At 47.3% G+C, this 21,814-nt stretch carries 23 protein-coding genes; 3 read left to right on the top strand and 20 right to left on the bottom strand.

What is annotated here, in order from left to right; all coding sequences use genetic code 11:
• Positions 1–22 precede the first annotated feature (22 nt).
• The 5 genes from DBY97_RS00920 to DBY97_RS00900 all read right to left on the bottom strand — a co-directional run bounded on the left by DBY97_RS00920 (position 23) and on the right by DBY97_RS00900 (position 4,399).
• Positions 23–505 carry a GNAT family N-acetyltransferase gene (locus DBY97_RS00920; RefSeq protein ID WP_003678948.1) on the bottom strand — a complete coding sequence of 161 codons (483 nt, stop codon included), beginning with the start codon at positions 503–505 and terminating at the stop codon, positions 23–25.
• 72 nt (positions 506–577) lie between these two features.
• Positions 578–1,714, bottom strand: a complete 1,137-nt coding sequence (locus DBY97_RS00915) for a 5-(carboxyamino)imidazole ribonucleotide synthase (protein WP_107723132.1) — start codon at positions 1,712–1,714, stop codon at positions 578–580.
• An 83-nt stretch (positions 1,715–1,797) separates the two neighbouring features.
• Positions 1,798–2,367, bottom strand: a complete 570-nt coding sequence (locus DBY97_RS00910) for an RNA 2'-phosphotransferase (RefSeq protein ID WP_107723133.1) — start codon at positions 2,365–2,367, stop codon at positions 1,798–1,800.
• A 43-nt stretch (positions 2,368–2,410) separates the two neighbouring features.
• Positions 2,411–3,886: an anthranilate synthase component I gene (trpE, locus tag DBY97_RS00905; RefSeq protein ID WP_107723134.1), complete on the bottom strand. Its 1,476-nt coding sequence runs from the start codon at positions 3,884–3,886 to the stop codon at positions 2,411–2,413.
• A 135-nt stretch (positions 3,887–4,021) separates the two neighbouring features.
• On the bottom strand, positions 4,022–4,399 hold the full coding sequence (locus tag DBY97_RS00900; protein ID WP_003683408.1) for a hypothetical protein: 378 nt from the start codon (positions 4,397–4,399) through the stop codon (positions 4,022–4,024).
• Between the two features lie 136 nt (positions 4,400–4,535).
• On the opposite strand from DBY97_RS00900, the gene DBY97_RS00895 reads away from it, so the two are divergent.
• On the top strand, positions 4,536–5,156 hold the full coding sequence (locus tag DBY97_RS00895) for a Smr/MutS family protein (protein ID WP_107857143.1): 621 nt from the start codon (positions 4,536–4,538) through the stop codon (positions 5,154–5,156).
• Positions 5,157–5,209: 53 nt separating this feature from the next.
• Here DBY97_RS00895 and DBY97_RS00890 read toward each other — a convergent pair whose 3' ends face one another.
• The 6 genes from DBY97_RS00890 to dnaB form a co-directional block, all read right to left on the bottom strand.
• Positions 5,210–5,686, bottom strand: coding sequence for a PilX family type IV pilin (locus tag DBY97_RS00890; RefSeq protein WP_107857142.1), 477 nt, complete (start codon positions 5,684–5,686; stop codon positions 5,210–5,212).
• 17 nt (positions 5,687–5,703) lie between these two features.
• Positions 5,704–6,312 (bottom strand): pilus assembly PilX family protein, encoded by a 609-nt coding sequence (locus DBY97_RS00885; RefSeq protein ID WP_107857141.1) that lies wholly within the window; start codon positions 6,310–6,312, stop codon positions 5,704–5,706.
• Positions 6,291–7,274: a PilW family protein gene (locus DBY97_RS00880; RefSeq protein WP_107857140.1), complete on the bottom strand. Its 984-nt coding sequence runs from the start codon at positions 7,272–7,274 to the stop codon at positions 6,291–6,293. The genes DBY97_RS00885 and DBY97_RS00880 overlap by 22 nt, the downstream gene beginning before the upstream one ends.
• Positions 7,274–7,981, bottom strand: coding sequence for a type IV pilus modification protein PilV (gene pilV, locus DBY97_RS00875; RefSeq protein ID WP_107857139.1), 708 nt, complete (start codon positions 7,979–7,981; stop codon positions 7,274–7,276). The genes DBY97_RS00880 and pilV overlap by 1 nt, the downstream gene beginning before the upstream one ends.
• 12 nt (positions 7,982–7,993) lie before the next feature.
• Positions 7,994–8,686 carry a pilus assembly FimT family protein gene (locus DBY97_RS00870; protein ID WP_107857238.1) on the bottom strand — a complete coding sequence of 231 codons (693 nt, stop codon included), beginning with the start codon at positions 8,684–8,686 and terminating at the stop codon, positions 7,994–7,996.
• A 157-nt stretch (positions 8,687–8,843) separates the two neighbouring features.
• Positions 8,844–10,250, bottom strand: a complete 1,407-nt coding sequence (dnaB, locus tag DBY97_RS00865; RefSeq protein WP_036490624.1) for a replicative DNA helicase — start codon at positions 10,248–10,250, stop codon at positions 8,844–8,846.
• 154 nt (positions 10,251–10,404) lie between these two features.
• On the opposite strand from dnaB, the gene DBY97_RS00860 reads away from it, so the two are divergent.
• Both DBY97_RS00860 and DBY97_RS00855 read left to right on the top strand, forming a co-directional pair.
• On the top strand, positions 10,405–10,986 hold the full coding sequence (locus DBY97_RS00860; protein WP_070460856.1) for a superoxide dismutase: 582 nt from the start codon (positions 10,405–10,407) through the stop codon (positions 10,984–10,986).
• A gap of 213 nt (positions 10,987–11,199) precedes the next feature.
• A complete protein-coding gene (locus DBY97_RS00855; protein ID WP_107857138.1) occupies positions 11,200–12,741 on the top strand; it encodes an L-lactate MFS transporter in 1,542 nt (513 codons plus the stop codon).
• 60 nt (positions 12,742–12,801) lie between these two features.
• On the opposite strand, the gene DBY97_RS00850 is transcribed toward DBY97_RS00855, so the two are convergent.
• From DBY97_RS00850 to rpsA, 9 genes are all read right to left on the bottom strand, one after another.
• On the bottom strand, positions 12,802–13,647 hold the full coding sequence (locus DBY97_RS00850; RefSeq protein ID WP_107857137.1) for a DUF817 domain-containing protein: 846 nt from the start codon (positions 13,645–13,647) through the stop codon (positions 12,802–12,804).
• A 33-nt stretch (positions 13,648–13,680) separates the two neighbouring features.
• Entirely contained in the window at positions 13,681–14,946 is a 1,266-nt protein-coding gene (ispG, locus tag DBY97_RS00845; RefSeq protein WP_107857136.1) for a flavodoxin-dependent (E)-4-hydroxy-3-methylbut-2-enyl-diphosphate synthase, read from the bottom strand.
• 1 nt (position 14,947) lies between these two features.
• Positions 14,948–15,832, bottom strand: coding sequence for a helix-turn-helix domain-containing protein (locus tag DBY97_RS00840; protein ID WP_107857135.1), 885 nt, complete (start codon positions 15,830–15,832; stop codon positions 14,948–14,950).
• Positions 15,833–16,588 carry a type IV pilus biogenesis/stability protein PilW gene (gene pilW, locus DBY97_RS00835; protein ID WP_070748823.1) on the bottom strand — a complete coding sequence of 252 codons (756 nt, stop codon included), beginning with the start codon at positions 16,586–16,588 and terminating at the stop codon, positions 15,833–15,835.
• A gap of 8 nt (positions 16,589–16,596) precedes the next feature.
• Positions 16,597–17,685, bottom strand: a complete 1,089-nt coding sequence (gene rlmN / locus DBY97_RS00830) for a 23S rRNA (adenine(2503)-C(2))-methyltransferase RlmN (RefSeq protein ID WP_070826197.1) — start codon at positions 17,683–17,685, stop codon at positions 16,597–16,599.
• A gap of 168 nt (positions 17,686–17,853) precedes the next feature.
• The gene (gene ndk / locus DBY97_RS00825) at positions 17,854–18,279 is read right to left on the bottom strand and encodes a nucleoside-diphosphate kinase (RefSeq protein ID WP_004519785.1); all 426 of its coding nucleotides are present in this window, start codon (positions 18,277–18,279) and stop codon (positions 17,854–17,856) included.
• Between the two features lie 94 nt (positions 18,280–18,373).
• On the bottom strand, positions 18,374–19,510 hold the full coding sequence (gene zapE, locus DBY97_RS00820; RefSeq protein WP_101755521.1) for a cell division protein ZapE: 1,137 nt from the start codon (positions 19,508–19,510) through the stop codon (positions 18,374–18,376).
• 260 nt (positions 19,511–19,770) lie between these two features.
• Complete coding sequence (locus DBY97_RS00810) at positions 19,771–20,085, bottom strand: integration host factor subunit beta (protein ID WP_003678992.1); 315 nt, start codon at positions 20,083–20,085, stop codon at positions 19,771–19,773.
• Positions 20,086–20,095: 10 nt separating this feature from the next.
• Entirely contained in the window at positions 20,096–21,781 is a 1,686-nt protein-coding gene (rpsA, locus tag DBY97_RS00805; RefSeq protein WP_003678994.1) for a 30S ribosomal protein S1, read from the bottom strand.
• Positions 21,782–21,814 lie beyond the last annotated feature (33 nt).

The raw sequence follows: 21,814 nt of genomic DNA, 5'->3' as shown, positions 1-21,814 counted from the left end.
AAAGCAACGGAGGAAGAGAAAATTACAGGTATTTGCGCATCAATTCGCATTCGACGCGGACGGTTTTGTTCAGCTGCAACACGGCAGTACCGAGCGACTCGTAACGGTTGAGGCGATAAAAAGGCACGGAATTGAGCGAAGCATACAGTTTGAGAAAGCTGAGACCTGCATTTCGTGCCATTTCTTCGGCGCGGCTGAGTAGGGCCGTACCCAAGCCGAGATTGTGGAAGAGCGGATGGACGTATAAGGCGTCCAGTTGCGCTTCTTTGAAATCGACTTGGAAGAAACCTTGAATCAGCCCTTTGTATTCGACCACCCACAAAGCTTTGTTTTTATCGGAGATGGTTTCCAAATAGCTGTTGATGTCGAGCAGACTTTCCCATGTGTGCATAATGGTTTCATCGTAACTGCGGATGCAGGCGTATTGAACGGCATGCAGATGGGCGTTGTGTATGGCTTGGCAGTCTTTTTCGGTTGCCGGACGGAGGATGGTCAGAAGGCTCATGGCGGATGGTCGGAAAAATTGATTTCAGACGGCCTTTGGTAATCAAAGGCCGTCTGAAAAAAGTGGGTAAGGTTACAGGCTTTGATGTAAGGTTTGTGCGGTTTGGAACGCGTTGTCCGCATCATTGGCCAAGACGGTAAAGTGGCCCATTTTTCGACCTTTGCGCGCGGCTTTTTTACCGTAAAGATGCAGATGTGCATTCGGGTTACTTTGCAGCGGCAGCCATTCGGGGTCGCCGCCGTCTTCCTTCCAAACGTCGCCCAAAATATTCGCCATACAGCAAGAGCTCAGTAATTTGGTATCAGCCGGAGGCAGGTTGCACATCAGGCGGACCTGTTGCTGGAATTGGTCTGCCGCACAGGCGTCGATGGTATGGTGGCCGGAATTGTGCGGACGCGGGGCGATTTCGTTGACGACCAATTCATGCGTGTCGCCGACAACAAACATTTCTACTGCCAATACGCCGACGTAGTTCAATTCATCGGCCAAACGCTGCGCCATTTGTCGTGCCTGTTGCTGAATGTCGACACTCAGTCGGGCCGGGACGATGGAGTAGGCGAGGATACCGTTTTCGTGAATATTTTCGGCAGGGTCGAAAGTTTGCACGTTGTCATTGTTCAGACGGCATACGATAACGGAAATTTCGCCGCGCAAATCCACCATTTTTTCCAAAACGCAATCCACGCCGCCGTGTTCGGCAAATGCGGCTTTGAGTTCATCCAATGTTTTTACGCGGATTTGGCCTTTGCCGTCGTAGCCCAAAGTAGCAGTTTTCAGGATGCCGGGCAGAAATTGTACGCTTTCTTCAGTGATGTCTTCGGTCTTGCAAACTGCTTGATACGGCGCGGTTTGCAGGCCTGCTTTGCGTATCCATGCCTTTTCCTGAATGCGGTTTTGCGCGATGGCAACGCAGTCGCCGCTGGGGGAAACATTGGTATGTTTGGCGAGAAAACGCATCGCGTCGGCATTGACGTTTTCAAACTCGGTCGTAACAGCCGCGCATTTTGCCAATTCTTCCAAAGCTGCTTCATCATCAAACGGCGCGCATAAATGACGGTCGGCAAATTCCGCTGCCGGCGCATTCGGGTCGGGATCGAGTACAGTTACTTTGTAGCCCATGGTTTTGGCAGCAACAGTAAACATTCTGCCTAATTGTCCGCCGCCAAGAATGCCGAGCATAGCAGGAGGGAGGATGGGGGATGTGTTCATGGATAATCGCTTTATGAAGAAATTGGGTAGGGTGTTTGCAGACCGTCTGAAAATGGTTTTACAGCTTCAGACGGCCTGATGTTTTAAAGTTTGCCGATAAATTGCGGCGGAACGTTTTCAGTTAACCATACGCCGTTGTCCGCCAAATAAAATTGATGTCCTGCCGCAAGCATGGCGACAGTGTCGATGGTCAATACAAGCGGCTTGCCGTGTCGGGAGCCGACGTTGACGGCTGTTGTAGCATCGGCAGACAGATGGACAAAATGGCGCGAGGCAGAATGCAGGCCTTGTTCCAAAATAGACGAAACAGAGCGTTCAGCCGTACCGTGATACAAAATCTGAGGAGGCGTTGCCACTTTGTGTTCGACCTGAACTTGTGCCGTCGAATGACCTTGTGCCGCACGGATGCGTTTGCCGTCTTCAGAAAGGGTAAACCTTTTTTTATCGTTGTTTTCGACCACTTCCAACAATACTTCATAGGTCAGCGGATTGCCCGTAAAGCCGCGATCAGGATGGTTTACCTGCGTCAGTAAGGTATTAATATCCACCCAGCCGTCTTTATCCAAAGTAATACCAATTTGCTCAGGATGGTGGCGCAAGATGAAGCTGAGGAATTTGCTGATGGATTTTAGTTGTTTTTCGTTTAGTATCATAATCTTGTTGTTTAGTCATTTCAGAGCGCAGGCCGTCTGAAAATTATTTATCCAATCCTTCTTGCACCATTTGCGCTGCGCGGATTACTGCCCGGGCTTTGTTTTGGGTTTCCTGCCATTCGGATGTTGGGTCGGAATCAGCAACTACACCTGCGCCGCTTTGGACGAAGAGGGTATTGTTTTTAATCACGGCAGTACGGATGGCGATGGCCAAGTCCATGTCGTTGTTGAAACTCCATACGCCGACGGCGCCGCCGTAGATGCCGCGTTTGCTCGGCTCGACTTCTTCGATGATTTCCATGGCGCGGACTTTGGGAGCGCCGGAAAGCGTGCCTGCAGGGAAGGTGGCGGCAAGGATGTTCATGTTGGTCATGCCGTCTTTCAGACGGCCTTCGACGTTAGAGACGATGTGCATCACATGGGAGTATTTTTCAATCACCATTTTGTCGGTGACTTTGACTTCGCCGGTTTTACTGATACGGCCGACGTCGTTGCGTCCTAAGTCAATCAACATGACGTGTTCGGCAATCTCTTTGGCATCGCTCAGCAGGTCTTGCTCGTTGGCGAGGTCTTCGGCTGGTGTTTTGCCGCGCAGGCGTGTGCCGGCGATAGGGCGGACGATGACATCGTCGCGTTCGCGGCGGACGAGGATTTCGGGCGAAGAGCCGACAATATGGAAATCGCCGAAATCGTAGTAGAACATGTATGGCGATGGGTTCAGCGTACGCAGGGCGCGGTAGAGGGCAAGCGGATTGTCGGTAAATTCCATGCTCATGCGTTGGCTGGGGACGACCTGCATGCAGTCGCCTGCAAAGATGTAGTCTTTGATTTTGTTGACACAGGCTTTGAAGGGTTCTTCGCCGAACTCGCTGACTGCTTGGGTTTGCTTGCTGCCGAGGGAAAGCGGGATGGCGCAACTTTGGCGTAACTGGGTACGGATGTCTTCAAGACGTTCGCGTGCGCGTTCGTAGCCGTTGGCTTGAGACGGATCGGCATAAACAATCAGATAGATTTTGCCGCTTAGATTATCCACTACCGCAAGCTCTTGCGAGAGCATCAGGAGGATGTCGGGCGTACCGAGCGGATCGGCTTTAGCAGTATGTTTCAGGCGGTGGGAAAAATGTTCGAAATTATAGATGGTTTCATAACCGAAATAGCCGACCAGGCCACCTGTAAAGCGCGGCAGGCTTGGGATTTCGGGCGTTTTGAAGCGGTTGTGGAAGGCTTCGATAAAGGGTAGGGGATTACCGTCGTGTTGTTCGATGATTTCGCCGTTTTGATACACATCGACATGTTTGCCGCTGGTTTTGAGATAATGGCTGCAAGGCAGGCCGATAAAGGAATAGCGGCCGAAGCGTTCTCCACCGACAACGGATTCGAGCAGGTAGGTGAAAGGCTTGTTGGCAAGTTTTAGGTAGATTGAGAGCGGTGTGTCCAAGTCGGCAAGCAGCTCTTGAACGAGTGGAATGCGGTTGTAACCTTGTGCGGCTTGGGCTTGGTATTCTTGTTTGCTGATCATCTTGATAAGTCTTTCAGACGGCCTGTGTTAGGGTGTTAAATCGTGTGAAGAGTATAGCATTTTATTGGGATTGTTGACAGTCTGAGCGTTATGTCAAATATGGAAAACGCCGTCTGAAAAAGACGGCGCGAGGTATCAGGCAAGGGTATTGGAAATTTTGTTTTTCCGGCTTCGTTTCCACTTGAAGATATAAGCGGCAACAACGGGAATCAAGGCGATAATGGATTTGAATGTCCAGCCTGAATACCATGTGCCTTCGGGAACATCGCTTGCAAGCCAAGTGAAGTATGGCCACCAGCAGGCAACTAGGCTGCCGAGGAACAGCGGCCAAATATGACGGCTTAAGTTGCGCTGCCATAAAAGGAAACAGATGGCTGCCCAAACGAAAGTCAGTACGGTAATCAGGAGGATGGTGTAGGCATCTGAAATTAGGATGGCGGCAAAGTAGTAGCTGAGTCCGACCCATAATAGGGCAAGTATCAAGACGATGATTTCTTCCGGGCGTTTAAACATATTTTCTCTCTTTTATAAGACTGGCAATGCGTTAATACTATACCCTAAACAAGAAGCGATGATAAGAGTCTTTCAGACGGCCTTGTAGCCGGGTTTGCTATAATGTGCGCAATCAATTTTTTGGAAAGGACAAACCATGACGGCAAACTTTCAAGAAACGCTGAAGGCTTTGGGCAAACAGGCGAAAAAGGAAGCCGCGGAGCGGGAAGCCGAAGCGAAGGCTAAAAAGCAGGTAGAGGATGTGGATTTCAGCAAGGCGGTTGGTAAGGTTACGCCGTTGAAAAATGCCGGCAATTATTATGAACAGCCTCGTGATAAATCACCTATCAAGCCGCGACCTAAAGAAATGGCAACTTTAGAGCAGGAAGATTATTTTTATGTGGGCAGCGGCGGCTGGGAAGAGCCACCGGCTTCGTTCAGTAAAAACGGGCAGGGTAAAAATGATTTGATGCGTTTGCGAAACGGCCATTATCCCGTGGTGGCGGATGTAGATTTGCACGGCTATACGCAGGAAGAAGCGCAGCAGGTATTGAACGAGTTTATTGAGTTTACGAAAAAACGCGGCGTTTGCGGCGAGATTGTCCACGGCAGCGGCTTGGGTTCTTCAGGCTATAAACCGGTTTTAAAAAATATGACGCGCCGCTGGTTGATGCAGCATCCTGATGTGTTGGCTTATGTTGAGCCCCGACAAGGCAATGATGGCGCTGTCAGGATTTTGTTAAAACGCCAACGCCGAGACGATGATTGGAAGCAGTAAAATATAAAAAGCAGTGTCGATAAAATGACACTGCTTTTTTTATGGTTGTCAGACTAAGAAGATTTCTTTTTGAAAACCGATTCGCAACCTTTGCCATTTGTCATTGTAGTTTTGAACTTATCGGCAGAGTCAATATCAGTACATTTGTAAGCATTGCCCAAACTATCCATCCAAACGGAAAGGGTATAGCCTGTTTTTGTGGGAATGGCTTTCAAACGATAGGCCCGGCTTTTACTGGCATCAATCATTTCAGCAGAGTATTTGTATTTGTCTGCCAAATCTTTATGGCCTTTGTATGAGGAAATAAAGTTTATAATCTTATCAGCTTTCAACTTTGGATTTTTAACCATCTGGGTTTTAAAAGCAGAATTGATGGCGACTAACTCGGCATGCGCTTGTGATTGGTAGCCGCGTTCGATGTAATGGATATAGGAAGGGTAAGCGATGGTACTGAGGATGCCGATGATAGCAACGACAATCAGCATCTCAACCAGCGTAAACCCTTGAGATTTAGTGATAGACGTATTCATGATTTTATCTATTTATTTTATTCGTTGGCTACATAAGATTGTAGTATAACCACCGTATTTTCGTTTTTCCCCCATGCTTTGGCGGTAACGCGGTAAATGGTACGGTTGTCAGCGGAGTTAGTGCTTAGGTATTCGATGATGTAGCGAGGTGGCTTTTTAGCACCGCTATTTTTATCATCTAGGTACTTTCTACCATTAACATCAATGCACTTAACCTTATCTTTATTTTCTTCATCCTTTCCACATTCTCTATACCATGCCTCTTGAGTGGAATTCCCTTCTACTATTACTTTTCCTGCGGTGGTGGGATATGGTGCATCTTTCTTCGTTGCAGGGAGCGATTTCGCTTTGCATAGACCATTTGTACAATTATCATCAAAGGTTCTGGTTCCATCTTCAATCTCATAAATATAGTTTTCGCCTTCACGCAATGCCGCTTCAGCAAGCGTCGTAGCAAATTTATGATCAGCGTCGTTAGTACTGATTCGCTGCTCGGTATTATAGGACTGGGTCGCGGTAACGACGAGCAAGGCGATGACGATCATGATCATCAGGACAATGAATAATGCGAAGCCTTTTTGTGCAGAGGCTTTAGCAGGATGGTTTAAAGTAATCGGTCTGCGCATTTGTTTCCTCCGCGTACAGTCGCGTTGATTCGATAGATTTGGACTTCATTTTTATCATTATCCCCACTGGCATTGATACTGCCAAGTTCTCTTTTATCATTACTGTTCAGCAGTAACTCAATAGATGCAGGTGTTTCTTTAGCAAGATCTGGACTTTTGGGAGGAAGTTCATCGCTATATGTGAATGTTTCATCCTGTCCTTGAACTGGCGTATTTCCGGTAGGAGCCGATGCCGCTTTGCTTTCTACATCTGTTTGAGGGCATTCAACAGCATAAAAATAACGGATTTTCATGCTCTTAATCCCTTTAATCAATAACTGGGGATTACTCCAGTTACCATTTTCTGCCAGTTGGAAGCGATATAGACCTTCTTGTCCACCTGCCGTACCAACAGCGTAGGCATTGACCTCATGCTTCATTATGGAGATATTGCCTGCTTGGGAACCATCTGTCTTTAAAGCTGCTTTACTATCCGTAATTTTTTTGCCTGGTTTGGTAATATTTGTGCAGCTACTGGCCACTACTGTTGCCGCGTCTGGTGATACGGTATCTATGCCGTATTGGAAAATCAGCGCCTTACCGCTCTGTGCGAAGTCAGTCACACCTAAAGAATCTGTTTCTCTGACGGCAGGAAGCATTTTCCCACTACCTTTAAGCTTGAGAAAGTCTTTGGAGCCAGAATCAGCGATAACGGCTTGAGCATCATATGCTGACATATTGAAACAGCCGAAATTCCCAGCCATACGAGCATCACGTACGATCTGATTAGACGCGTTGCGCAAATCCTGCTGAACATTTAAGCGTGCAGTGGCAGCAGTGTTCAAACTGCGTGCAGTAAAATAACTGGAGCTGACTGCCAGCAGGACTATCATGCTTAATGCGCTTGCTACAAGGAATTCAATTAGGCTGAAGCCTTGCATACCTGTTTTAGCCGAAATGTGTGGGCGGTTTTTCTTATTCATTATCTTTCCCTTACGCGTACTTGGTAGGTGTAAATAATTGAGTCTTCGGATTTTTTAATGCCGCTTGCTGCTTTGTCGCTTTCTGCATCTTTGAGCCATAATACTTTGATAACGGTATCGGCAGTTTTATCGTTATCACAATTTGCCTTAAATCCTCCTTTAAAGGTTGGTTCTTTATTTTCACTATCTTGGCATACTACATAATAAAAATCAGAAATGTCAGAATCGCGAAAAGCTTTGTCTAAAGAGTCATGAAATTGACCAAGTTGTGCATTTGCTAATTCTTCTTTGCTCATACTTACTTTTACCGGTCCTTTTTTCAATGGCTCAGTAGAGGAGTCACCGTATGTGGTGTAGTAATCCCTATAATTCTTACACCACCCTCTATCACTCCCGCTCGTAGTAGCTCCCTGTTTAGGAGTTACGCATTTTTCAAGTCTCGGATTAATCAACATACCCTCGACTAAGTTTTGAGTGAGCTGGGATACGATGGTTTGCCCTTCCGCTTCGCGTACGCTGGAAACAGTACGCAACTGGATGGAGAGCAGGGCGAGTACGCCGATTACGAGGACGAACATGGCAACCAAGACTTCAATTAAAGTCATACCTGCTTGGTTAGGTTTGGAAAAATCTGAATGACGGGTTTGGGCGAAACTCGCTTTGCTCGTTTTCAGACGCCCTTTTTTATGTAATGTTATGTATTTCATAGGATAGTATTTTTATTTTTTGGGTTCGGGACTTTGAGATTCTGAATATTGGCAGAGGGGGCGCGAATCTGATTTGGCGCAGATTTCGACGCGACCGCTGCTGTCGATAAGGACGATACTGGCGCGGGATTTTTTGGTTTCTTCGGTCGTTGCGGCTTTATCAGTCATACTAATCTTGATATAACCGTCGGAGTATTTGAAAGTTGTTGATTTATCGAGTGTTTTAGAGGTGGTATAGCCGAATGTGCCGTTGGGCATAAATGACCAAAATACGGCCTCACCGTCATCAGCATTATCTTTTCCAAATGCGACGTGTTGGAATGTATGGAAAACTTTGGCTGGGTCAGTATCGTTGAGGACTATGGAACGCAGAGAAATATCGCTTGTGTCATTCTCATAGGCTTTGTCTCGGTTTTTATCGGCATAGGCGAGCAGGCCGCTGCTTTTTTGGCTGCTGTCGCATTTGCCGTCAGCCAGGCCGTTTTTTCTAACTTTTACGGGACAGACATAGACAGGGAGATTGAGGCGGACTGCTTCGGCTCGTGCGAAACGCAAGAGGTTTGCCACCTGCTCTGCCTGACTGGCAGCGCGGCGGGAGGCAATCCATTCGCTCATATTGGGAAGTGCGATGACGGCCATTACTGCTGCAATAGTAATGACGATCAGCAACTCAATTAGGGTGAAGCCTTTTTGTGTCTGATACATGAGTGATTTTTTGGTAGTAATGTGTTGGGTAACTGACGTTTTCTCTTTTGCATTTGCCTGTGGCAATGCTTTTGCTTTTATTAGATTTATTTTAAACGATTTTGTAATGCGTGACTAATGAAATATGAAATTCGGTTAGTTTTTCAGACAATCTGTCTCAATCTTCCATCAACATAGATTCTGGAACATAGGCAGCATTATCAAATTTGGTAAATTGACCCATCCAAGTGAGGAATACTTTCCCGACGGGGCCGTTACGGTGTTTGCCGATAATACATTCCGCCAAGCCTTTTGCGGGTGATTCTGAGTTGTAGTATTCATCACGATACATGAACATAATCAAGTCGGCATCTTGTTCGATTGCGCCGGATTCACGCAAATCGGACATCATCGGGCGTTTGTCGGTACGCTGCTCAACTGTACGGCTCAACTGCGACAGGGCAATGACGGGAACTTGCAATTCTTTAGCCAATGCTTTGAGGGAGCGGGAAATTTCGCCAAGCTCGGAAGCACGGTTGTCAGAACGGCCGGAGCCTGACATTAATTGCAGGTAGTCGATGACGATCAAACCCAATTTGCCGTTGAACTGGCGCGCAAGACGGCGGGCGCGAGCGCGCAGTTCGAGCGCGGTCAAACCCGGAGTTTCATCGATATACATGGGTGCATCGGAGAGTTTAACGACCGCCTCGTTCAGACGGCCCCAGTGTTCGTCTTGCAATCTGCCGGTTTTTAAAACGCTTTGATCCAAACGTCCTACCGAACCCAGCATACGCATAACCAGCTGCGCACCGCCCATCTCCATAGAGAATACGGCGACAGGCAGCTTGCCCTCTACGGCAACGTGTTCTGCGATGTTGATCGAAAAGGCGGTTTTACCCATGGAAGGACGGCCTGCGACGATGATCAAATCGCCCGGTTGGAGGCCTGATGTTTTTTTGTCGAGGTCGATAAAGCCTGTCGATATGCCGGTTACTTCATCAGGATTGTCGCGTGAATAAAGCATATCGATGCGCTCTACCACTTCTTTCAAAAGGTCGGGCATCTCAAGGAAGCCTTGTTTGGATTTGGCGGTACTTTCGGCGATTTGGAATACTTTGTTTTCCGCCTCGTCCAAAAGCTGGCCTGCATCACGCCCTTGTGGATTGTATGCGCTGCGTGCAATTTCTGTACCGACTTCGGCAAGCTGGCGCATGATGGAACGTTCGCGCACAATTTCGGCGTAGCGGCGGATATTGGCAGCGGATGGCGTGTTTTGCGCCAGTGTAATCAGATAGTTGAATCCGCCTGCTGCTTCCAATTCTTCATTGCGTTCCAAACTTTCTTGAACGGTAATAACGTCGGCAGGGCGGCTTTCATTAATCAGGTTGGCAATTGCACGAAAAATCAGGCGGTGTTCGTGGCGATAGAAATCCTCGCCGGAAACGACATCAGCAATACGGTCCCAAGCAGAATTTTCCAGCATCAAGCCGCCCAATACGGATTGCTCCGCTTCAGTGGAATGTGGCGGCAGTGACAATGCGCTGATTTCACGGTCTTCAGACGGCATATCGGAATAATTGCTCATGACGGGCATCTCTGGCTGGAAAATTGCAATCCACTATTATAGCGCAGTGTAAGTTCAATTGGTTTGTTTAGGCTAAAGCAGGTAAAATAGCAATGTTGTCGATTTGACAACACACACTACCAAAATATAAATATCAATAATTAGGAGCATAAAAATGGAACACAAGCTGCCACAATTGCCTTATGAACTGGATGCGTTGTCCCCTCATCTGACCAAAGAAACTTTGGAGTTTCACTACGGCAAACACCATCAAACTTACATCACCAATTTGAACAATCAAATCAAAGGCACTGAGTTTGAAGAAATGCCTTTGGAAGAAATCCTGAAAAAATCTTCCGGCGGTATGTTCAACAACGCTGCCCAAACGTGGAACCATACTTTCTACTGGCTGGGCTTTACCCCTAAAGGCCAAGGCAAACCTGCCGGCGAATTGGCTGCGGCCATCGATGCCAAATGGGGCAGCTTCGAGAAATTCCAAGAAGCGTTCGATGCTTGCGCGGCCGGTACTTTCGGCTCCGGTTGGGCATGGTTGGTGAAAACGCCTGCCGGTGAATTGGATCTGGTTTCTACTTCCAATGCAGGTACTCCGCTGACTACTGAAAACACTCCGCTGTTGACTTGCGACGTATGGGAACACGCCTACTACATCGACTACCGTAACAGCCGTCCTAACTACCTGAAAGGTTTCTGGGAAATTGTTAACTGGGATGAAGTTGCCAAACGCTTTGCCGCATAAAACGATATGAATGAAAAGGCCGTCTGAAAAATTTTCAGACGGCCTTTTTGTCGATATGGGCGTTTAGATGAATGTTTTTTCTGTCTGATGCGCAAAATTATCATGGAGCAGAAAAAAAGGATAAACGGGAGATTATGCTAAAATATTGTCAACAATTTTTTGATTCCGCATGATATGGAATCAGCGTTTGACACACATAGACAAGAGGATTTTATGAAATTTCTAGACCGTGAGGCAACCATTGCCAAACCCGACTTTAATCGTTGGCTGGTACCGCCTGCCGCTTTGGCCGTGCATCTTGCCATTGGGCAGATATACGCTTATTCCGTGTTCAATGCGCCGCTGACCAAGCTTATCGGTATCACTGAGTCGGCTGCAGGAGATTGGAAGCTGACCACGGTCGGTTGGATTTTCAGTATTGCCTTGGCGATGTTGGGCGCGTCAGCGGCTATGTTCGGTACTTGGATGGAACGCGTTGGGCCGCGTAAAGCAATGTTTGTTGCTGCCTGCTGCTTTAGTTTGGGTTTTTTTGTGTCGGCGATCGGCGTCCATACGCACAATCTGTTTTTGCTTTATTTGGGCAACGGTGTGATTGGCGGGGTTGGTTTGGGCTTGGGCTATATCGGGCCTGTATCGACTTTGATGAAATGGTTTCCCGATAAACCAGGCATGGCGACAGGTTTAGCGATTATGGGTTTTGGCGGTGGCGCGATGTTGGCTTCGCCTTTATCCGTGTCACTGATGAATTTTTTCTCCAGTGAAACTTCGGTTGGCGTCGCGCAGACTTTTGTGGTTTTAGGGTTGTTTTATTTGGTGTTGATGATGTTCGGTGCATTTACGATCCGTGTACCTGCCGATGGCTGGAAACCTAAAGGTTATGTTGCGCCGAAAATCAAAAGCAAATTGGTCAGCAGCAATCATGTCAATGTCTCACAAGCCATGAAAACGCCGCAATTCTGGCTCTTGTTTTGGGTGTTGTGCTTGAACGTGACAGCGGGTATCGGCGTTTTGGGTCAGGCCTCGGTCATGATTCAGGAGCTTTTTTCCGAGGCATCTGTAGGAAAACAAGCGGCCATTGGTGCGGGTGCGGCGGCAGGTTTTGTGAGTCTGTTGAGCCTGTTTAATATGGGTGGCCGATTTTTGTGGTCCAGCGTGTCCGACAAAATCGGGCGTAAAAATACTTATACTATTTTCTTTGTGCTCGGCTCGCTGTTGTATTTTGCCATTCCGTCGATTGGCGAGAGCGGCAACAAGGCTTTGTTTGTTATTGGGTTCTGCGTCATTATTTCCATGTATGGCGGCGGTTTTGCAGCGATTCCGGCGTATCTGAAGGATTTGTTCGGCACTTATCAAGTAGGTGCAATCCACGGTAGGATTTTGCTGGCATGGTCAACTGCGGCTGTTATTGGCCCGGTGTTGGTCAACTATATCCGCCAAAGTCAAATTGAAAGCGGCGTTCCGGCTGCTGAAGCTTATAGCATTACCATGTATATTATGGCGGGTTTGTTGATTGTCGGTTTGCTGTGTAACTTGAGTGTCCGTTCGGTTCATGAAAAGCATCACGAGAAAGACATTAAAGTAGCGGCACATAGTGGCAATCCCGATGATGAAACCGCTGTATCCGATGCTTATCTGATCAGTAAGAAAGTATCAGCGGGCGGCATTGGAGTATGGTGGCGCTGGGCTTTGGTCTGCGTTCCTTTGGGCTATGGTGTCATTATGGTGTTTGTTAAAGCCTTAAGTTTGTTTAATTGATTGTTGAAAATTAAAGGCCGTCTGAAAGTTTCAGACGGCCTTTTTTCAAATGTTAAACAACTAATCTTTCGATACGCTGATGGTATGTTTGATGTGTTTTAAATTCGCAACGATGGTAAAAGTCATCATCACCAGTAAAGCCCATGAACTCCATTTGCTGATGTGTACCGATGCCCACGCGCCGATTTGGTTTGGATAGCGCCAAACGCCGAATAGGGTTCCCAAATTTTCCGCCAGCCAAATGAAAAATCCGATCAGGACGAAAGCGAGCAGGAGCGGCATTCTGCGAGTGGTGTCATAGGGCGTGTATAAGACCGTTGTTCGGGCGTATAGGCCGAGAGCAAAAGCTGCAAGATACCAGCGATAGTCACCGATATAGTGATGGGTGAAGAAATTGATATAAATCGCCAGTGCGCACAAAGTACCCAGCCAATACGGCGGATGACTTTTGATTTTTAAGTCAAACAGCCGCCATGCTTGAATGATATAGCTGCCGACTGCAGCATACATAAAGCCCGCAAACAGCGGTACGCCGCCGATTTTAGTGTAAGCCTCATCCGGATAGCTCCAAGACTGGATATCGCCTGATGTCTTGAACCACTCTAAAGCAAAGCCCACCAAGTGAAACAGCGTAATCGATTTCACTTCATCCCAAGTTTCCAGCTTGAAATACAGCATGGCTGCTTGTACGGAGACGGCAAAAATCAGCAGCAGGTCATAGCGCGAAATTCCCAGCCAACCTGTTTTCGGAATGAGGAACATGGCAATGAAAAACAAGCCTGCAAATAAGCAGGCTCGTGCTTCTTTCAAACCGAAGAACCAAAATTCAACGATAAAGCGTCGCCAACCATGCAAATCCTTGCGTTTGGGATGCTCAGTCAGCCAAGTATCCAGTTTGCCTAACATATTTTCAGACGGCCTCTTTATCTTGAAAATGTTTTAGGCAGATTGAATCGGAATAACGCGGTTTTGCTTACGTTTTGCGCCACCTTCGCAGTAGTTGGTTTTGACATAATCTTCAACGATTTGTAAAAACTCGGCAGCGATATTGTCGCCTTTGAGGGTCACTTTCCGTTCGCCGTCTACATAAACCGGCGCAACCGGAGTTTCGCCTGTACCTGGCAGGCTGATACCGATATCGGCAAGCTTGCTCTCGCCCGGACCATTGACTACGCACCCCATTACGGCGACGTTCAATGATTCAACGCCTGGATATTCAGTGCGCCAAACAGCCATTTTTTGGCGTAAATAGTTTTGTACGTCTTGAGCCAACTCTTGGAATACGGTACTGGTGGTACGGCCGCAACCCGGGCAGGCTGTAACCATTGGCGTAAAGGAGCGCAAGCCCATGGTTTGCAGGATTTCCTGACCGACAATGACTTCTTGTGTACGCGGGGAGCCAGGTTCGGGAGTAAGGGAAATTCGAATGGTGTCGCCGATGCCTTCTTGCAACAATACGGCCAGAGCTGCGGTGGAAGCCACAATGCCCTTGCTGCCCATGCCAGCCTCAGTCAGACCGAGATGCAGCGGGTAACGACAACGGCTGCCTAATTCGCGGTAAACCTGAATCAAGTCTTGTACGGCGCTGACCTTGCACGACAAAATGATTTTGTCTTCGGGCAAGCCCAAAGCCACGGCTTTTTCTGCCGATTCCAGTGCCGAAACAATCAAAGCCTCTTTCATGATTTCTTCAGGCGGCTTCGGTGTAGCAGAAGCTAGGTTGGCATCCATCATACGTTTGGCAAGGCTTTGATCAAGCGAACCCCAGTTCACACCGATGCGTACGGCTTTATTGTTTTCTGCCGCTGTACGAATCATAAAGGCAAATTTCTCATCGCCTTTTGCGCCTTTGCCGACATTGCCTGGGTTGATGCGGTATTTAGACAGGGCCTTGCCGCACTCAGGAAATTCGGCCAATAAGCGTTCGCCATTAAAATGGAAATCACCAATTAAAGGCGTGGTATAACCCATATCGTCTAAGCGGCTGCGGATTTCGGCTACTTTGGAAGCCGCTTCCGGAGTATTGACCGTGATGCGTACCATTTCCGAGCCGGCATCGCTCAACTCTTTGACCTGTCGGGCGGTTGCTTCTGCATCTGCGGTGTCGGTATTGGTCATAGATTGCACAACAACGGGCGCATCCGAACCGACGATGAGATGATCGATTTGTACTTGATGTGTCAGACGGCGTTTAGGTGTGGTCATTTTAGTTTTTTCCTGCAACAAAAGAGGCGGATTTTTCACCGGCAACACGGTATTTCAAAGGTTCGATAGGTGTGCCGCCGTAATTGGCTTCCGAGCCGGCTGCAATACCGATCCAAACATTGTAAGGTGCGCCGCCTCTCAGACGTTGTTCGCTTCCGGCTGGAACGATACGGCTGAATACTACTTTTCCATCTTTGTCTGTAATAATCAGATTGCTTCGATATTGGACTTTAATCCAAAGTTCGTCTTTCTCAACTTTGACGGCAGGCTTCTCTTCTTGTGCTACGGCAGAAGCTTCAGAAGCTGCTTGATCATTAGTCACTTCAGGCTTATTGGTAATTTCTTTTTTGCCGTCTTCCGTCATTTCGCTAACGGCAACATTATCCGTTTTTAAGGCAGGCGTTTTCATCGTATCAGCAACATCTTTGCTGTTTTGAATATTTGCCTGTTCGTTTTCAAAACTGGATTTGCTTTGCCAAAAGTAAACGCCGCCTACAGCCAAAGCCAGTGCGGCTATCCCCAATATCCATTTTGGGAAGCCTTGTTTTTCGGTGTCTGTGTAGCTTAAGCCGGTGTTGGCACTGCGTGTTACCGCGTATACATGGTCTTCAAGTTGCGGAGTAATGGAGAGCAAATGTTTGGCGATGGTTTGTTCGTCGATTTTCAGAAATCGTGCATATGAACGCAAATAGCCTGAAACAAAGACTAAACCGGGAAAGCCTGAATATTCCCCTTTTTCCAAAGCATCAATTTGTTCTGCAGACAGTTTCAAACGTGAAGCAACATCTTGAATATCGATTTTGGCATCAGTTCTGTGTTTGCGTAATTCATCCCCCAATGTTTTGGCGGCTTGTGTGTCGTAGTTGATTTTATCGTTATTTTCCATTTAGTGGCCTGTTGTGACAGTCTGTAGTTCGTCTGAATAAGGGAAGTTTGCCCTAAGTTGGGCTTCGTATTCGTATGCGGCGTGTTTATTACCCAATGCGGTAGCCAAACGCCAGCCTAAAAGCAAATCGTCAGCCTGCAGGACATCAACTTTGCTTTGGTATTGGCGGAAATAATAGTCGGCATCGTTCAGATTGCCTGCCATCATTTTGGTTCGGGCAAGTTCTTTGAAAGCAGGGAAGAATTGCGGATTTGCTGCTAAAGACCTTTCCAAATAGGCTTGGGCTAAAGAGTATTGGCCTAACCTTGCGCTGCAAATGCCTTTATTCATGTTGGCAATAAAGGGGCTTGGGTAGGTTGGGTCGGCCAGTGCTTTGTCAAAATAAGCCAAAGATTCGGCTGGTGCATTCATTTGATTGCACAAGAACCAACCGTAGTTGTTGTTAACTTCTGCACTATCAGGTTTTAAAGACAATGCTTTAAGAAAGCTTTCCTGGGCTTTGTCTTTGACCTTCAAATACTGATAAATCTCGGCGCGTACCAACCAAGCAAGGTCATTTTTTGAATTGAATTTAAGCGCCTCTTCGATACTTTCGGTAGCTTGGCGATAGTTTTGGCCGCGCATATATTCCACAGCCAGTTGGGTTTTGATATTAGAAACCTGAATGGCACGTTCTTTAGGGCTTGGGCCGGAAGAGGAAGCGCAGGCAGAAAGAGTCAGTGCGGTAAGTAAAGCGAATCCGAACTTGATTTTCATAATTAACCTTATTGTTCGACCAAAATCTGTTGCCATTTTTGTTGGCGGCGTGTTTTATCTTGTACTTGTCCGGCCAATTGTCCGCAAGCGGCATCGATATCGTCGCCGCGGGTTTTGCGGACAGTAACAACAAAGCCGGCTTGTTGCAGAATATCGCGGAAGACACGGATATTTTCATTGCTAGAACGTTCGTAGCCGGAATTTGGGAAAGGATTGAACGGAATCAGATTGAATTTGCAGGGTACGTCTTTAACCAATTCAATCAATTCACGTGCATGTTGTGCCTTGTCGTTGATGCCGTCGAGCATAACGTATTCAAAGGTAATAAAGTCACGGGGGGCTTTGACCAAATAACGTTGACAGGCCGCCATCAATTCTTTAAGCGGGTATTTTTTATTAAGGGGGACAATTTGATCGCGAACTTCATCGTTGGATGCGTGTAAAGATACAGCTAAAGCAACAGGCATTGCATCACGCAGTCTGTCCATTTGTGGAACCATACCTGAAGTGGAAACAGTCACGCGGCGGCGGCTCAAGCCGTAGCCGTGATCATCCAGCATAATACTCAAGGCAGTAACAACATTATCAAAGTTTGCCATGGGTTCGCCCATGCCCATCATCACCACGTTGGAGATAACGCGTTCGTTTTTAGGGGTAACGCCCATGGCTTTATTGGCCCACCAAAGCTGACCGATAATTTCAGCGGCAGTCAGGTTGCGGTTGAAACCTTGTCGTCCGGTAGAGCAGAAGGTGCATTCCAATGCGCAACCGACTTGGGAAGAGATACACAAAGTACCGCGTTCAGCCTCGGGAATGAAAACGGTTTCTACACCGTTGCCCGTGCCGACATCCAGCAACCATTTGCGTGTGCCATCCGTAGATTCTTGTGCCATCATTAATTTAGGCACTTCGATTGTGGCTTGTTCATTCAACTTGGCGCGCAATGATTTGGCCAAGTCAGTCATTTCTTCAAAGTTTTGTGCACCGGCTTGATGCATCCAACGCATTACTTGCTTGGCACGAAAAGGCTTTTCGCCCATTTCGGCAAAGTGTTGCGTCAGTCCGTTTAAATCGTAATTCAGTAGATTGGTTTTCATGTATTTTTATGTTTCTCAGTAAAGCTTTTAAAGCAAAGGGGCTTATTGGGCAGCTTTGCTTTAAAAGCCTTTGTGTTTTCAGACGGCCTTTAATTTGTAGGACATACAAAGCAGTTTTGCCGTCCGATATGAATCGGACGGCCGTAGAGCGGCTACAGGCTTTTACTCTTAGCGCGGGCAGATTTCGCTTTGGCTGAAGAAGTAAGCAATTTCAATTGCAGCATTTTCAACGCTGTCAGAACCATGTACGGCATTAACACTGACAGATTCTGCAAAGTCGGCACGGATTGTGCCCGGAGCTGCATCGGCTGGGTTGGTTGCGCCCATCAATTCACGATTTTTGGCAACGGCGTTTTCACCTTCTAATACTTGAATCATAACAGGATTGCGAGTCATGAATTTAACCAAGTCTTCATAAAAAGGGCGATCTTTATGTACGGCATAAAACTCTTTTGCTTCACGCTCAGAGAGATGTTTCATTTTCGCCGCAATAATGCGCAAGCCGTTTTCTTCAAAGCGGCTATAAATCTTGCCGATGACGTTTTTTTCTACTGCATCGGGTTTGATGATGGAAATCGTACGTTCGATAGCCATGTTATGTCCTTGTTTTTATTGATAGGTAAGTTGTCGCAGCCAAGAGGCAAGGGAAGTGTATTCTACCAAATTTCGCCCCTTTTTGGGAAAGGCATTATTTGCTTAAAGTCAGGTGCGGTTGCTCCAAATAGACTTCAGACTGCATTTCGACCATACGGCTGGCTGTACGGGTAAATTCTTCGGCAAAATCGCCTTCAACATAAATATCGTTTACGCCAACTGCGCTGGTAGCACACAATTTCACACGGAAATCGTATAAAACGTCAATTAACCATGTCAGACGGCGTGCTTCTGCTTTTTCTTGCGGGGTTAGACGTTCTAATCCTGAAAGGAAAACCATCTCATAATGTTCAGCCAAGTACAGATAGTCAGCTTGTGAGCGCGGGCCGAAACATAATGCACGGAAATCAAACCAGATGGCGCGTTCTGACTGGGCTTTATGAGGAATTTCCCGTCCATGAATAATGCTGATGCCTGGGTTTAATTCAGAGATTCCGCTCATTTCTTTAAATAAAGCAGCCAGTTTTTGCTCATTTTCTTCATTATTGGGGACAAAGAAAATTTCAGCAGGACGCAGCGTACGCAAGCGGTAATCTTCGCCGCCATCCACATTTAAAACGGTCAGGTTGGACTCTATAAGGGCGATGGTTGGCAGAAAACTGCTGCGGTTTTGGCCTTGAGGATAGAGTTCGGATGGGGCGTAGTTGGAAGTGGCTACCAAGACTACACCTTCACTCAACAGGTTTTCCAGCAAACGGCCTAGAATCATGGCATCTGCAATATCGCTGACATGAAACTCGTCAAAGCATAATACGCGTGTTTCTTTGGCAATTTCTGTTGCAACGGCTTTTAAGGGATTGGCTTCGCTTTTTAAGACTTTAAGGCGTTGATGGATTTCGGCCATGAAGGCATGGAAATGCACGCGACGCTTACGACGATAGGGAAGACAACCGAAAAAAGCATCCATCAAAAAGCTTTTACCGCGTCCTACGCCGCCATAAAAATAGAGTCCTTTAGGTACTTGGGGAGAACGCAAGCTACGGCCGAGAAAACGGTTGCGTTTGCGTTTGAACATCATCAGCTCGGTCCACAAACGATCCAAATATTCAATGGCTCGCGCTTGTGCTTCGTCGCGGATGAAGTTGGGCTGTTCGGCTGCAGCTTGATACCAAGTCAATGGGCTATGGTTTTCAAATGGAGGTGGTGTGAATAGTTGGTCTCTATTACTCATGTGTAACCTTTATTATGCTTTACTGGCGATAGTTGAAACATCATTCGCAATAGTTTGGACGGTAGTTGGAATGATGTTTTCATTACAGAATATTCGGTCTATTATAAATGATTTCAGACGGCCTGCGTTTTTTGCAAAAGCATTGTAGTAGATATAGTTGAAATAGTGTGCGATTAAGGTATGCGTAAAAAGAGCAGGTTTTGGTATTTTTGGCGAAAACAAAAAAACGCCGCATTTCTGCGGCGTTTTGCTACTAAGTATTAATGAGCACTTTCTTGCAATGCCAAGTCTACACGCTCACGCAACTCTTTACCCGGTTTGAAGTGAGGAACATGCTTTTCTGGCACTTCCACGCGTTCGCCGGTTTTGGGGTTGCGCCCGATACGGGCAGGGCGGTGGTTCAAGTCGAAGCTGCCGAAGCCGCGGATTTCGATACGTTGTCCACGAGCCAGTGAGCGGGTCATGGTATCAACCAAGACTTTTACACTGTATTCGACATCTTTAGCCAGCAGTTGGTTGCCATTTTTTTCGGCAAACACTTCTGCGAGGCGAACCATCAATTCAGACTTCGTCATGTCTGCAACCTTATTCTTGGTCGCCGGACAGTTTGGCTTTCAGCAAGTCGCCCAGGCTGGTAGTACCGGCATTGGCAGTTGCAGCGGCGTTAACTGAATTCAGCGCTTCGCGGTTTTCTTTAGCGTCTTTCGCTTTAACAGACAGACGGATGCTGCGGTTTTTGCGGTCAACGGTAACGATAACGGCTTCAACTTCGTCGCCTTCTTTCAGTTTGGTAGTCAGGTCTTCAACGCGGTCAGCAGCGAATTCAGAAGCAGGCAGGTAGCCTTCAACTTCTTCAGACAGAGCGACTACGGCACCTTTGGCGTCAACAGATTTCACAGAACCTTTAACCAAAGAACCTTTGTCGTTTACGCTGATGAAGTTGCCGAACGGATCACCTTCCAGTTGTTTGATACCCAAAGAGATGCGTTCTTTTTCAACGTCGATTGCCAATACAACGGCTTCAACTTCTTCGCCTTTTTTGTATTTGCGTACAGCTTCTTCGCCGGCTTCGGTCCAAGACAGGTCAGACAAGTGAACCAGGCCGTCGATGCCGCCAGGCAGACCTACGAATACGCCGAAGTCAGTGATAGATTTAACTGCGCCGGAGATTTTGTCGCCTTTGTTGTGGTTGGCGGCAAACTCTTCCCAAGGGTTAGCTTGGCATTGTTTCATACCCAAAGAGATACGGCGGCGGTCTTCGTCGATTTCCAGGATCATGACTTCAACTTCGTCACCCAGTTGAACAACTTTGCTTGGGTGTACGTTTTTGTTGGTCCAATCCATTTCGGAAACGTGTACCAAACCTTCGATGCCTTGTTCGATTTCAACGAATGCACCGTAGTCGGTCAGGTTGGATACTTTACCGAACAGGCGGGTACCTTGTGGGTAACGACGGGTCAGGCCGCTCCAAGGATCTTCGCCCAGTTGTTTCATACCCAGAGAAACGCGTTGTTTGTCTTGGTCGAATTTCAGGACTTTAGCTTCTACTTCTTGGCCAACTTCCAAAACTTCGCTTGGGTGTTTCACACGGCGCCATGCCAAGTCGGTGATGTGCAACAGACCATCGATGCCGCCCAAGTCAACGAACGCACCGTAATCGGTGATGTTTTTAACGATACCTTTGATAACTGAACCTTCTTGCAGGTTTTCCAGCAAGGCTTTGCGTTCTTCGCCCAAAGTAGCTTCCAGAACAGCGCGGCGGGACACAACAACGTTGTTGCGTTTTTTGTCCAGTTTGATCACTTTGAATTCAATTTCTTTGCCTTCGAAGTGAGAAGTGTCTTTTACAGGACGTACGTCAACCAAAGAACCCGGCAGGAATGCGCGGATGCTGTTGATCATAACAGTCAGACCACCTTTGACTTTGCCATTGATAACGCCGGACAGGATGTCGCCGTTTTCCATAGCTTCTTCCAAAGCGATCCAGTCGGCAGCGCGTTTGGCTTTTTCGCGGGACAGTTTGGTTTCGCCGAAGCCGTTTTCAACAGATTCGATGGTAACGGTAACGAAATCGCCAACTTTAACTTCAATCTCGCCCTGAGCGTTTTTGAATTCAGCAACATCAATCAGAGATTCTGATTTCAGACCTGCGTTAACGGTAACGAAGTTTTGATCGATGCCGACTACTTCGGCAGTAATCACTTCACCTGGGTTCATCTCTTGCAGGGTAAAGCTTTCTTCCAGCAGCTGGGCAAAATTTTCCATAGTCATATATACTCTTTTCGGTACACCGCCAAGGGGTGC

The organism is Neisseria subflava (assembly GCF_003044645.1).
Taxonomy (GTDB): Bacteria; Pseudomonadota; Gammaproteobacteria; order Burkholderiales; family Neisseriaceae; genus Neisseria; species Neisseria subflava_B.
Note: the sequence above shows the minus strand (reverse complement) of the source record. Positions and strands in the feature narration are given on the sequence as shown.